This is a genomic window from Levilactobacillus hammesii DSM 16381 (assembly GCF_001434395.1).
Classification (GTDB): domain Bacteria; phylum Bacillota; class Bacilli; order Lactobacillales; family Lactobacillaceae; genus Levilactobacillus; species Levilactobacillus hammesii.
Genome location: NZ_AZFS01000061.1, coordinates 149,652 through 162,792 on the forward strand (window position 1 = coordinate 149,652; position 13,141 = coordinate 162,792).

General features: G+C 52.0%; 14 protein-coding genes. 5 read left to right on the plus strand and 9 right to left on the minus strand.

Annotated features, from left to right (window positions below; genetic code table 11):
- Positions 1-249: 249 nt before the first annotated feature.
- Together FD28_RS09460 and FD28_RS09465 are read right to left on the minus strand one after the other, a co-directional pair.
- Positions 250-792 (minus strand): phosphoribosyltransferase family protein, encoded by a 543-nt coding sequence (locus FD28_RS09460; protein ID WP_057734800.1) that lies wholly within the window; start codon positions 790-792, stop codon positions 250-252.
- 3 nt (positions 793-795) lie between these two features.
- Positions 796-1,872, minus strand: a complete 1,077-nt coding sequence (locus FD28_RS09465; RefSeq protein ID WP_057734801.1) for a hypothetical protein — start codon at positions 1,870-1,872, stop codon at positions 796-798.
- Between the two features lie 295 nt (positions 1,873-2,167).
- Between FD28_RS09465 and FD28_RS09470 the strand changes: the two genes are divergently transcribed.
- Complete coding sequence (locus tag FD28_RS09470) at positions 2,168-2,587, plus strand: MerR family transcriptional regulator (RefSeq protein WP_057734802.1); 420 nt, start codon at positions 2,168-2,170, stop codon at positions 2,585-2,587.
- Between the two features lie 392 nt (positions 2,588-2,979).
- Here FD28_RS09470 and FD28_RS09475 read toward each other — a convergent pair whose 3' ends face one another.
- The 3 genes from FD28_RS09475 to FD28_RS09485 all read right to left on the minus strand — a co-directional run bounded on the left by FD28_RS09475 (position 2,980) and on the right by FD28_RS09485 (position 4,913).
- On the minus strand, positions 2,980-4,167 hold the full coding sequence (locus FD28_RS09475) for an NADH-dependent flavin oxidoreductase (protein WP_057734803.1): 1,188 nt from the start codon (positions 4,165-4,167) through the stop codon (positions 2,980-2,982).
- The gene (locus FD28_RS09480) at positions 4,157-4,465 is read right to left on the minus strand and encodes a hypothetical protein (protein ID WP_057734804.1); all 309 of its coding nucleotides are present in this window, start codon (positions 4,463-4,465) and stop codon (positions 4,157-4,159) included. Before FD28_RS09480 ends, FD28_RS09475 begins: the two co-directional genes overlap by 11 nt.
- Before the next feature lie 76 nt (positions 4,466-4,541).
- Positions 4,542-4,913: a winged helix-turn-helix transcriptional regulator gene (locus tag FD28_RS09485; RefSeq protein WP_057734805.1), complete on the minus strand. Its 372-nt coding sequence runs from the start codon at positions 4,911-4,913 to the stop codon at positions 4,542-4,544.
- Positions 4,914-5,080: 167 nt separating this feature from the next.
- On the opposite strand from FD28_RS09485, the gene FD28_RS09490 reads away from it, so the two are divergent.
- Positions 5,081-6,169 (plus strand): S66 family peptidase, encoded by a 1,089-nt coding sequence (locus tag FD28_RS09490; RefSeq protein WP_057734806.1) that lies wholly within the window; start codon positions 5,081-5,083, stop codon positions 6,167-6,169.
- 144 nt (positions 6,170-6,313) lie between these two features.
- Here the strand turns inward: FD28_RS09490 and FD28_RS09495 are convergent, their stop codons facing one another.
- Positions 6,314-7,300, minus strand: coding sequence for a cation diffusion facilitator family transporter (locus FD28_RS09495; RefSeq protein ID WP_057734807.1), 987 nt, complete (start codon positions 7,298-7,300; stop codon positions 6,314-6,316).
- A gap of 352 nt (positions 7,301-7,652) precedes the next feature.
- On the opposite strand from FD28_RS09495, the gene FD28_RS09500 reads away from it, so the two are divergent.
- Both FD28_RS09500 and FD28_RS09505 read left to right on the plus strand, forming a co-directional pair.
- Complete coding sequence (locus tag FD28_RS09500; protein ID WP_057734808.1) at positions 7,653-8,825, plus strand: iron-containing alcohol dehydrogenase; 1,173 nt, start codon at positions 7,653-7,655, stop codon at positions 8,823-8,825.
- Positions 8,826-8,974: 149 nt separating this feature from the next.
- Positions 8,975-9,631, plus strand: a complete 657-nt coding sequence (locus FD28_RS09505) for an HAD-IA family hydrolase (RefSeq protein ID WP_057734809.1) — start codon at positions 8,975-8,977, stop codon at positions 9,629-9,631.
- Between the two features lie 197 nt (positions 9,632-9,828).
- Here FD28_RS09505 and FD28_RS09510 read toward each other — a convergent pair whose 3' ends face one another.
- Together FD28_RS09510 and FD28_RS09515 are read right to left on the minus strand one after the other, a co-directional pair.
- On the minus strand, positions 9,829-10,455 hold the full coding sequence (locus FD28_RS09510; protein WP_057734810.1) for a GyrI-like domain-containing protein: 627 nt from the start codon (positions 10,453-10,455) through the stop codon (positions 9,829-9,831).
- Between the two features lie 63 nt (positions 10,456-10,518).
- Entirely contained in the window at positions 10,519-10,989 is a 471-nt protein-coding gene (locus FD28_RS09515) for an effector binding domain-containing protein (RefSeq protein WP_057734811.1), read from the minus strand.
- Positions 10,990-11,071: 82 nt separating this feature from the next.
- Here FD28_RS09515 and FD28_RS09520 point away from each other — a divergent pair, with 82 nt between their 5' ends.
- On the plus strand, positions 11,072-12,034 hold the full coding sequence (locus FD28_RS09520; RefSeq protein ID WP_057734812.1) for a helix-turn-helix transcriptional regulator: 963 nt from the start codon (positions 11,072-11,074) through the stop codon (positions 12,032-12,034).
- Here the strand turns inward: FD28_RS09520 and FD28_RS09525 are convergent.
- A complete protein-coding gene (locus tag FD28_RS09525; protein ID WP_057734813.1) occupies positions 12,023-12,796 on the minus strand; it encodes an SDR family oxidoreductase in 774 nt (257 codons plus the stop codon). The genes FD28_RS09520 and FD28_RS09525 overlap by 12 nt on opposite strands.
- Positions 12,797-13,141: the final 345 nt, after the last annotated feature.

Below are 13,141 nucleotides of genomic sequence, written 5' to 3' on the forward strand. Positions count from 1 at the left end.
TCACAACTTATCAGTCGATACCCCTTGAGCTATCAGGGTTTCATTCGGATTCTCGATTCCTGACTTCATGAAAACCTGACCACTTTTTCCCACGAGTTTAGGGCAAGTCAGCCGCTGACCCCCGCCTTTTCACCGTTTCACGTTCGCTCACCTGCTGACAGGGACAAAAATGGCCGCCCCGTGTTTCAAATCGGGGAGCGGCCATTCGCTTTTCAAGTTTGTTTAATTTTTTAGACATAACCCAATAGGCTATAGCGGAAACAGTGGCAGCTCTGCCAGAAATGCAATGTCCGGCCGGTCTACCGCGTCGCCTTCCGCTAGGATTGCCATCTGACCAACCACCGTGGCACCCGCTTTTTCAATCAACGCCTTAGCCGCACGCAACGATCCGCCACTGCTGATGACGTCGTCGACGATAACGACCTTCTTGGCCACCAATCGATCCGCGTCGGCGCCATCGAGCACCAACTGTTGCGGCGCACTGGTGGTGATGGCTTTGACCGGAATCGTCAGGGGCGCCATCATGTAGTCCTTCATGCTCTTACGTAAAACCACGAACTGCGGATGGTTCGTCACCCGACTGAGTTCTTGGGCCAACGGAATGCCTTTGCTTTCCAGCGTCACAAAATAATCGAACTCGGCTGGTAGTCTTTTGGCCAGGGCTTGCGCCGCATAGTCCGTCAGTTCAGCATCGCCCAGCAACACGAAGGAGGCAATCGCCAAGTCCTCGCTAATTGGTAAAATCGGTAAGTGGCGCGTCAACGGCCCCACCTTAAGTTCATAAGTTTTCACGAATTAGACCCCCAATCCCAAGAGTGGCAAACCAAACTTCAAGATGGCCCCTGCAAGCAAACCGGCAAACGGATCGGCCACCGCCGTAATAACTAACGTGATCGCCGCGATCGTGGCGGTTGGGCCTTGGAGGGCCAGCCCCGCATTAACCGGGAAGATCACCACCGCACCCAGAATAAAGAGGAACCCGGCAATGGACGCGCTCGGCACATACTTCCCCAACTTGGGTAACCAACCCACTGCCAGGATGCCGGCCATGATTAACATCATCATGATTCCGGCTACCACTGGTTCCGGTGCGCTTGCCGTCGCCGAAATGATCGCTTCAACCGGTGCACCACCCAATAAACTGGTCCCCATGTCCGCAATCGACTGCGTAATCGTCAGCAAGTTGAGATCAACCGGATTGGGCTTCTGCCCCGTCATCTGGCCCGTAATCAAGCCGTATGAAATGTTGGCCCCGATATTCAGGCAGGCCAGACTCAGCGCACCACGAACCACACGAACGTTCACGGTTGGCTTGGTGAAAATAAAGCGCCGTGCGGTGACGTGTTCCGGCAGTTCCGCGCGGTAGTGTTGCACAAAGACCGCCGCTAGACTGGAGCCCACCACCGAAACCACAATGGTCCACACCAAGTCCTTGGTGATCAGGTAGGTGACCGCGGCAAGCGCGACCGACAGCCATCCCGTAAGTTGCTCGTCTTTGGCCATACTCAGGGCAATCTTGGCCAGCATGATGCCGACACCGGCCATCATCCCGGCCATAATGCCATTACCCAAGACGTCAACGATCTTGGTCAGCGTCCCGGTGACCCCAATCAGCAGCATCACGATCGAGCCACCTAAAATAATCGAGGTCCGTTCGCGTAGATTGTGGCCTAGCTTTCCCGTTAAGGCCAGCGACTCCGCCTGAAACGACAACGGGGCAACGGCCCCAAAGGCCCCGTTCACCGCCGATGCAAAAATAAACGAAAACATTGTTGGAAAAATTGCAAAACCGAGCGACATCGCCATAATTCCTTGTGGAATGCCGTTTAAGACTACCCCGATGGCCGCTAACAAATCGGCTATCCAGTGCATAATCATTTCCTCCCCATTAGAAACGGTTTATTCGTATTTCTTCTTCATCATACGGTATGGGATGACTTAAGTCCATCTTTATTTCTATATTCACGAATATTCTATATAAATATCGTCATTAAATTCGTATATAGTTCCATCGTCTGATTACTCAACCACTGATCTATCATCGGCCGCAACCATCCCCAGGCCCGCTGCGAAGCCTAAATGCTTGCGGTTTGGGTTGCTTTCCCGTATGATAATGAACAATTGCTTCGAGTTACTCGAAGGTGAGTTCCGCAAGGAGGAAAAGTCAATGTCGTATACCATTCATGAAGTCGCCGAAAAAATGGGCATCTCTACTTATAGCATTCGCTATTACCACGAGCACGGGATGTTGCCATTTGTCCAGCGCGATGAGAATAACAATCGGGTCTTTGAGGACAGTGACCTTGAGTGGCTGAACATCATCGTTTGCCTACGTGCAACGGGCATGTCGGTCGCCCGCATCAAACACTACCTCGCCCTCGCACAGGATGGTGACGAAACCGTTCCCGAACGCTACGAAATGATGAAGGAACAACAGGCCCAAACGTTACAGGAGATTAAGGATCTTCAGCAACACCTGGCCACCATCAATTTCAAAGTCGATCACTACGCCGCTTTGATGGAGAATCATGAACCCGATAGTTTTATCCCGTCCGATCTTCAACGAAAAACGGCGGTCAGTCACTAAAGGTAAACTGCATTCAAGTCCACAACGTGCTGTGGACTTTTTTTCTTGATAAAGCAGGTCCGTGTTCAGCATACATTATTAATAATAATCATTAGCCAGTTAACATTAATAATGAATAAATTAATAATTCGAGTGACTATCCTCAAACTCAAAAAACTATTAGGTATGACAAAGGCCCCGGAACGCACGCGTTCTGAGGCCTTTTCTATGTCGCTTTTCATTGGTGCCGGGACATCACTCAAAAACCATTTTTTTGCCATTATGGTGCCGAAACGTGGGACAGAGGGCAGATCCCTGCGCTTAACCCCATTAAGGTAACAATCCAAGCCCAGGATTCTTACCTTAATGACGTTAATGCTCAGGATCTAAGCGCCCTCTGTCCCACTCTTTTCCTACATCTTCTTTTCAAAACCTTCCATTGGGGCCGCCTGATTCTGATAATCAGCCGCGGTCTCCGGATCGGTCGTAAAGTGCATCACGCTGTAGAAGGCACCCTTCAGGTAGTCTTGCATAGCTCGTGGAATCTGCAATTCCGTCATTTCACTCGGTGAGAGTTGGTAACGAATGCTGGCTTCATCCCCATCAATCACCTTTTCCATCCATTGAGGTTCGCGAATCATCTCACGCCCCATAGCGACAAAATCAGCACCCATGGCCAAAACGCCATCGGCATCCGCCGGCGTTTCCACGGAACCCACACCAATCAGCGGCTTGCGTCCGGCTAACTGGGCCACCAGCTTCGTCATGATCGGCTCATGGTCCGCCTTGTCATTCAAGGACGTCCGCTGAGCAGACCCCATCGAGGTGTGGACGTAATCCACCACGGAATCTCCCAGCATATCGACGAAGGCTAACGTATCGGCCAACCGAATCCCTGGCGTCTCAATTTCTTCCGGTGAAATACGGTAACCCAGCAAGAAGGGGCGATCGGCATACTGGTCAATGGCTGCGTGGACACTGGCAATCACGGCCTTAGCAAAGGCCATTCGGTCATCGCGATCGCCGCCCCACTGATCGTCACGCCGATTTGAGTTCGGGGAAAAGAACTGCTGCAACAGGTAGGTGTTAGCGCCGTGAAGCTCAACCCCATCAAAACCGGCGGCAATGGCCCGCCGCGTTGCGTCACCAAACGCCACGATGATCTCATCGATTTCGGCAGCGGTTAGTTCACGTGGTGTCTGCGAATCAGCGGGAAATACGGCCTTAACGGCACTGGCACTGACCGGTTGGTTGCCACGCAGAATCTTATCATTAGACTTCCGGCCAGCATGGAAAATCTGAAGCACGGCCTTGGTGCCGTTGCGTTTCATGGCATGAGCTAACTCGCTCAGCCCCGCAATATCACTGTCATTGGCAATCGACACTTCGCCTTCAAATCCCTTGCCACTGGCAATCACGTTGGCGACTTCGCCCACAATCATGCCCAGACCACCGGAACGAGCGCCATAATAGGCAATCTCATCGTTTGTGACATGACCATCGTAGAAGCTAGACATGGTCGTCGTAGGGGACATGACCACGCGGTTCTTCAGCGTCATGCCATTTTCAAAAGTATAGGGTGCCATAAATTTATGTGTCATCAGTATTTCCACCTTCCTGAATTTGCGAACACGTTTGAATTGCACTTAAAATGGGCCGGAGCGTTTCTCCCGCGGCGGTCAACGACCAGCGCCATTGTTTCATGTGAAACATCACGAGTTGGTGACGTTGGAGCTGCAACAGTCCCAGCCAACAACGACCATGGTGGTGCAGCGGTATCTGCCGCAACAGTTGGCCCGGCGTCTGCGCCTGTTCCGCTAACAGCAACAGTAACTGCCACTGTATCGGTTGGGTCACCATCGCTCGCGTTGCTTGTAGTCCTCGACATGTTGGTTCCATCGGCCACCTCCTCAACATCACTTAGCTTACGAGCATGCGACCAATAAAAAAAGAAGGCACTTTAAAGTACCTTCCATTAATTCTCTAAAATATGAGTGAAACCCGCATGATCATTGCGAATCTCCATGTCGGGTAACTGGGTTGCCCGTTGTTCGCCCCACAGAGACATCTGAATCAGGATTTGGCCCAGTGAACGTCCCAGATCGGTCAGTTCATAGACCACCTTGAACGGGGCTCGTTCGCCATACACGCGCCGCGTAATAATGGCATCCGCTTCCAGCTCACGCAACTGTTGCGTGAGCACTTTTTGTGAAATAGTCGGTAATGCCTGACGCAGGTCACACGTTCGCTGCGGCCGATTGCCCAGATGGCACAGCAATTGCGGCTTCCACTTACCACTAATGACCCCCAACGTGGCTTCAACACCATTGTTATACAACTTCTTCACGTGATGACCTCCCAGCATTTTTTCTTAGTTTACCGCAAAAGTATCGTTTTGGGGAGTAGGCACCTTTTGGTAACCATGACATTGACGCCATTGTTTTTCATCAAAACCGTATGTTCCTCTGTAAAACGTGTATAATAAATGCAATTTATCCCCTAGGAGGTCTGCTTATGCTCAAACCACCAGCCCTGAAGCCCGGCGACCGGGTCGCCATCGTGAGTCTCTCCAGTGGCGTCCTCGGCGAGTCCTTTGCCGCGCACGAACTGAAACGTGGTCAACAACGACTCCGTGAACTCGGCCTGATTCCAGTCACCATGCCCCATGCCTGCCAGGGCCTGTCCTACTTAGAGGCTCATCCCGAAGCCCGGGCAGCCGATTTGAAGACGGCCTTCACCGATCCCACCATTAAGGGCATCTTCTGCGCGATTGGCGGCATTGACACTTATCGGTTAGCGCCCTATCTCCTGGGCGATCCCGAATTTATCACGGCCGTTCATGCTCAGCCAAAACTGTTCACGGGTTTCTCCGACACTACTGTTGATCACTTGATGCTCTATAAATTAGGACTCACGACCTATTACGGTCCCAACCTATTAAACGACTTGGCCGAACTGGGTCCCACCCTCCTGCCCTATACGCAGCAAACCCTTGAACACTACCTGCAGAACCCCGCCACCACGCCCATTATCAGCAGTCCCATCTGGTACGAGGAACGCACGGATTTTTCACCCGCGGCACTGGATACGCTACGTATCAGTCATCCGGAGACGCGGGGCTACGAGGTTCTTCGGGGAACTGGGCAGGTAACGGGCCACTTACTCGGTGGGTGCATCGACAGTCTCAACAGCCTCTTAACCGATCCCCACTATCCCGACGAACCCGAGATTGCCCAGAAATACGGCCTGCTTCCAGCACCGGCAACGTGGCAAGATAAGATTCTCTTCTTGGAAACCAGCGAAGAACAACCCACGCCAGCGGCCTACCTCACCATGCTCCAAAATCTCCAGTCGGCGGGAATTTTGGGCAACGTTCGCGCGATCATTGCCGGTAAACCACAGAATGAGCGTTACTATGAGGACTACTGTCGGGCCCTGTTGACGGCAACCGCGGATGATCACACCCCTATCATGGCCAACCTCAACTTCGGCCACGCCTACCCTCGCACGGCCTTGCCTTACGGTTTATCGGCCGAAGTGGACTTTGACGACAAGACCCTCACCGTCACGGAACCCTTCTTCGCTGGCGAGGTGACAGCTTGACCGATACCTATCCTAAGGTAGATACCGCTCAGCCGAACCAATAGATTAATAGCTAAAGTATTATTAATAATAAAATTAATTATCAATCGATAGCAACTCTAAAAAGGCACATGATCACTGCGATCACGTGCCTTTTCACTAACCTTATTCAACTGACGTTGCGGGGATTGCCACCACGTCGGTATCCACAATACCAAATTTCAGCCGCATAGCCGCTTCAATCTCTTCCCCCAGACGATAACTGTCCTGAACCCGCATCTGCGGATCCACCGCAATCACCAGCTCCAGGGTGACCACGTTGCCGTTATAGTGGGCCTTCAGTTCCATCACCTGTTTGACGGCTGGAAATGCGGCCGCTGCTTGGCGAAACTCTTCCTCAACCTGGGGATCGAAGTAATCCGCCAGGTTCAGACTGCTCTCCCGGAAGATCTTGACGCCGGCACTTAGAATAAAGATCCCGACTAAGATACTGGCAACACCATCTAGCCAGCTCAGCTTGAAGAGCAATGCGCCACCGATAGCGACCATGGTTCCCAGGCTGGTCACGGCATCACTCAAACTATCCTGGGCGGCGGCCGTCAACGCGGCATTCTGCAGCTCCCGACCGGCGCGCCGGTTCAACCACCAGACCCCCAGCATGATGACCGTGGCGATGGCCGCCCCGACCAGCGTGATGGGCTGGGGTACTTCCTGTGTATCCGTATGTAACAGGCTCTTAATGCCCGAGTAGATGACGCTGGCGGCAATAGCAATCATCACGATCCCCGTAATCAGGGTAAACACGGTCTCGTAATGAAACCGCGTCAGTTGTAGTCGCTGACCACTGTTCGCCAAATCCTCCGGCAGCGGTTGTCCCATCAGATCATCATCGTGAATGTCCCGCGCGATGTAAATCCCAATCATCAATAAAACCGACGAGATAATCCCCGACAAGTTATTCAGGGCATCCGCACGTAACGTTTGGGAGTGCCCCACAATCGCGAGATAAAATTCAATCACCGAGATCGCCAGGTACGCCACCACATTGAGTGAGAGGTGCCGTTGCGCGCCCTTCAATTTCGCCAGCTCGGCACGTTGACGGGCTTGCCATTCAGCCTGCTCACGACGCCGGTGAGCATCTACATCCTTCATATTGATTCCTTCTCACATCACAAGATACTTTCATTATACCCACTTTCGTGAAAGAAACGTGGCGAAGCCCGCCTTTAGCCTCCGAAAACAAGGACGATGACGTCAGCCAAACGTGTTGACTAGTCAACTTGTTAGACTTTTCATTAACCAAAAAGCCGGTCATTTCGGCGATTTTATTTTTTTATTTTAATCAGAGGAATCCCTTAACCACAGTGTTTCAGTGGGGATTAATCGCGCCTAAACAGACGAAATATGCGAAACCGGTTGCAAACTGTAATCAGCTAAGTTATAATTACTTTGTGAAATTGGTACTAAGGATTTTCAAAACTTCTGAAAGAGGGAAAATTGAATTATGGCTGAACGTAGTTATGACTTTCTTATGCCCAGTGTCAACTTTTTTGGCCCTGGCGTAATTAGCAAGATTGGTGAACGTGCAAAGATGTTGGGGATGAAGAAGCCCGTCATCGTGACTGGTAAGATTCTCGAAAGCATGGAAAATGGTGCCGTTCAACAAACCATTGCTTCTCTTGAAGCTGCAGGGGTAGACTACGTGGTTTACGACAACGTTGAACCTAACCCTAAGATCCGGAATATCAAAGAAGTTAAGAAATTATACGAAGACTCAAACGCTGACTCCATCATCACCATTGGTGGGGGCTCTGCCCATGATACTGGTAAGGGTGCCGGTGACATCTTGACTAACGGTGATGACATCACGAAGTTAGCCGGGATCGAAACGCTCGACCATGCTTTACCACCACTGATTGCCGTTAACACGACTGCCGGGACTGGTTCCGAATTAACCCGTCACGCCGTAATTACGAACGAAGAAACGCACTTGAAGTTCGTCGTTGTTTCATGGCGGAACATCCCATTGGTTTCCTTCAACGACCCAACTCTGATGCTCGACATTCCTAAGAACCTGACTGCCGCAACTGGGATGGACGCTTTCGTCCAAGCCATCGAACCATACGTGTCCGTTGACCACAACCCAATCACCGACTCACAATGTATCGAAGCCATCAAGTTAATCGAAGGCTCCTTACGTGAAGCCGTTGCCAACGGTCACAACCTCGATGCTCGGACCAAGATGGTCGAAGCTGAAATGTTAGCCGGGATGGCCTTCAACAACGCCAACTTAGGTTACGTTCACGCCATGGCTCACCAACTCGGTGGCCAATACGACGCCCCTCATGGTGTCTGCTGTGCATTGCTGTTGCCTTACGTTGAACAATACAACATCATCGCCTGCCCAGAACGTTTCGCCCAATTAGCCGAAATCATGGGTGAAGACACGACTGGTTTGTCCACGCGTGATGCCGCTGAATTGTCCATCAAGGCCATGAAGCAAATGTCACAAGATGTTGGTATCCCAGCTTCCATCAAGGAAATCGGTGCTAAGCCAGAAGACTTCGAACTGATGGCCGAAAACGCCTTGAAGGATGGGAACGCCTTCTCTAACCCTCGTAAGGGAACTAAGGAAGACATCATCAAGATCTTCCAAGCTGCCTACGACGCTAAATAAACACTGATCAGTTGCTGCGCCGAAGCCGCCACTTCAGCGGGTAACTGCTTAAAATATTTCAGTTAACGTGTCATTAAAGCCACCTTGTGAGGTGGCTTTTTTTGTTCCATAATGGAAGCGTTATTTCATAAAAGAGGAGCACAATGATAATGATAAAATTTTTAACCTTCGATTGTTATGGCACCCTGCTCAACGAGGATGGGACTTACGACGCGGTGGCCCAAGCGGCCAGTCAAATTGGCGTCGACCCAGAGCTAGCGCGCCAACGCTTCAGGACCTATCAGGCCGATCGCAACCATATGCATCCCTACCTGGACTACGATCTGCTTACCCGCAACAACCTGATTCACTTGGACTATCAGTTTGGCCTGCGCCATCAATTCGAGCGGTACTTCCCAGAAGTGCTGATCGCGCACCGCAGTCTCAAGCCCTTCCCCGAGGTGATTGCCACCCTGAAGACGCTGCAACAACGCGGCTACCACCTGATCATGATGTCCAATTCCAGTTGGGACATCATCCCCGCCAACGCCGCGGCTTTAGAGGTACCCTTTGATATCTGGACGGCCGAGGACGTGCATGCCTACAAGCCGGACCACGCCTTCTTCAAGGCTGTCGAAGAACACTACGGCCTGACACCTGAGAATCACTGGCACATTGCGGAGGGGTACCCGAGCGATATCGTGCCGGCCAACGATCTCGGCTGGCCATCCATCTGGATCAACCGCATCAGCGCCGCACCCACGGCCGCTGCCCGGCCAACCCACGAAGCCACGACGCTGGACCAAGTCTTACAGTGGTTAAAATAGGCCCATTCGCCACTCTTCCGAATCATCTGAAGGGGTCGCGTACTTCTGAAAATAACGAAAATTGCCACCTAATTTAACTCTATTTCGATTAGAAAAGGCCCGCATAATCGGGCCTTTTTTGCGTACTATAACTTTTCAGAGGGCTACCATTTGTACCTAGCCCGATTGACGCGCACCTTTTCCCCGCTCAGCTGTCCTTAAGCCGGGGCGACCCGATACCGCAGTACCGTCTTCGCCTTCTCCGGTGCCGTGCGCCGGGCATCGGTCAGGTAGATCTCGCGGTGCCAGTAGTCACCCATGGTGGGAATAACCTTCAGGTGTTCTGCCGCCAAGACCGTTTGCAGTTGGGCAAAGGTGGCCGGCTCGTCATCAAAAGGCCCGTGATGCATAGTCTGGAGAACTTGGCCCTCTTCAAAGGTTTCCCATTTGAGCGCCGCAAACCAGGGATTCTGTTTTTTCGCCATGACCCGCGCCAGACTTTCTTGAAAGTCCTGTTCCGTCAAGCGATCGGGCTGACGCATCATGATCTTGTAACGCAACGCTGACTTGTTTAAGTCCGCGCCCTTAGAACCATCATCGGTGGTCCAAACGCCTTCCAGTGGGTACACCGTGTATTCGTAGGGGGTGCCCAGTTCGCCCCGCTTCAATGCCATCCGTAGATCATAGGCCACGGGGTACAACGCCCCCACCTGTTCGCTAAACTGAGACTGGTTGGGATCACCCGTGCCCGCCAGTGTGATAAAGTTCAGTGCCGGCAACGTTAGCCGCGTCGGTTGCTTGGGTAAATACCAAGCCTTCTCTGCTTTTCGCCATTCATGTTTCACGTGAAACAACCTCCTGATTTACACAAAAAGAGCGGGATCACAGTCGTCTCGCTCAATGTTTACTTATTTTTCAACCAATGGAACCAGCATCTTGCCGTGAACCCCATTGCCGTCGGTCCCCGTCAAACATGACGTGTTGGGTCCACCCACGTAGGCGTAATCGGCCAGTTGGGGGAGTATCTCACCGAAAGCGGCTCCTTCCAACGTGTTGTAGAGCCCCATCTGGTCAGGCGCCGCGGCGGTAATCACCAGGTACTTACCGGCCGGAAAGGCAATCAACCGTTGATCGGCACCAGCCGCCGTGTCAGCCGCAACCTCGCGACCGGCATAGTAGTGGAATTCACCATTGATGGCTTCATTAACGGCAAAAGGATAGTCGTTGAGCCCCGCCAGATGGTCGAGAGCATGTGCACTATTGACCTTTTGCCAGAAGGCCGTCTTCTGTTGGCCCATTTCAGGGAATCCGCCAGTCAGAACCGTTCCAATGCCTAAAACCGTAAACGCTGCTTTCGTTTCAATCGTGTAATCTGCCATGTTGTTGTGGCCTCCTTAAGATGATAAACTCAGTATACGGTCTAATAGTTTCAAAAACTGACACTGTTAGGAGAAGGATTTTATGAACAGAACCGATCGAATCAATACCATGATGCGCTACATCAACAATCGCCAGTACTTCACGATTCGCGAGCTGACGACCCAGTTTCACATCTCCAGAAGCACGGCCATCCGCGACCTCAATACGATTCAAGAACTGGGCATGCCCCTCACGGCCAGCGTCGGTCGTGACGGCGGGTACGCGGTCTTACAGAATCAGCTCCTGCCCGCGGTTCAATTCAACAGCGAGGAACTCAAGGCCCTCTTCGTCAGCTTCTTAGCCACACTGAATACGCAGCTGCCCTACTTGCAAAATCGCAACACGCTGACCGAAAAATTAGTCGCGATTGCCTCACAAACCCAGCAGGATGACCTCCTCACGCTACAGGAACTGTTGGTCTTTGACCACACCAATCCCCGTAACCCCAAGTTAACGGAACTGACCGATTACGCGCCGCCGTTTCTAAAACCCTTACTCAACGCCTGCCTGACCTCCCGCCAACTCATTTTGACCACGGCCAAGCAGAATCAGACCGTGTGGGTGCGCCACGTCTTCAGTCGGCAAAACCAATGGTACGTGGACGCCTGGGATTTACAGCGACAACGTTTTACCCAGATTGCCGTCGCGCAGCTCACCCAGATCACGCCCGTCGCTAAGGAACAGGTCCTTCAACCGGCAGAGATTGAAGCCGCCATCAAACGCGCACAGCCCCAGCCCAACGTCAGCCTGACGCTCGATGCTAGCGCGATTAAGCAATTCCACCAACATCCTCACCCCACGGCGGCCCTCCAGTATCAGGATGCCTTTCAGCAAACTGCCGTACTAGACTGTTACCTCGATCCCACCGTGACCCAACAGCTGATTGATTTCAGCCGGTGGACCCTATACTTAGGCGCCGGTGCTCGGATAACCCGAGCGCCAGCGCCCCTCATTACTTATTTAAAAGAAAGTATCCACCGCTTACTCGCACAATTACCGCAGTAAGTAGCCGCCGTCAACGGGCAACATCACACCAGTCACGTAGTCGGAAGCGTGACTAGCCAGAAAGATCATGGGCCCCATCAAATCGGTAGGAACACCCCATTTGCCACTAGGAATGTGCGCCGCAATTTCTGGTCCCCGGACGGGATCTTCCTGCAACGCCTTAGTCATATCGGTACTAATATAACCAGGTGCCAACCCATTGACCTGCACGTTATCCTTGGCCAGGGCATCGGCGTAAGCCCGCGTCAATCCTAAGACAGCGTGCTTGCTAGCGGTGTAAGGGAAGATGTACTTACCGGCCCGGTATGACAACATGGACCCGATATTAATAATCTTGCCGTGCTTTTGCTTCGTCAGCACCTTAGCTGCGGCGTGTGCCAAGTAATAGGTGGCATTCAGGTTGATATCAATCACCTTTTGCCAATCCTCGTCCTTGTAATCGAGAACGTCATTTCTGATGATGACCCCGGCATTGTTGACCAGGATATCAAAGTGGTCGAACGCCTTCAGCGTGGCGTCAATAATCTTATCGGCAGCGCCCGGTGCCGTGACGTCTTGCTGGAAGAAACTCACATGCTGGCCATTCTTTTCAACGACCTGGCGAATCTCTTCCCAACCATTTTGTGTCCGACTGACGACCATGACGTCGGCGCCATAGAGGGACAAGGCGGTCGTATAGAACTTACCTAAGCCCCGGGCACCCCCAGTTACAATGGCCACTTGGCCCTTAAGCGAAAAACTTTCACGATTAAAATCTGACATCTATTCCACTCCTTAGTAATGCGCTTTCATTTCAATTCTAGCACCGTTTTCAAAAAACGAGAAAGAATTGATTAAACCCCTTATAAAGTGGCGATTCGGCCACACCCGTTCCCGCCAAAACGCCCCTGTCTGTCCCGTGAGGATTTCCGGGATATCACGCAAAAATCAGTTTTTTCAGGCGTATACTTCTGAAAAAGCTGATTTTTAGTGTTGACCATTATGGTGTTGAAACGTAGGACAGAAGGCAGATCCCTGCGCTTAACCCCATTAAGGTAACAATCCAAACCCGGGATTCTTACCTTAATGACGTTAATGCTCAGGATCTAAGCGCCCTCTGTCCCACTC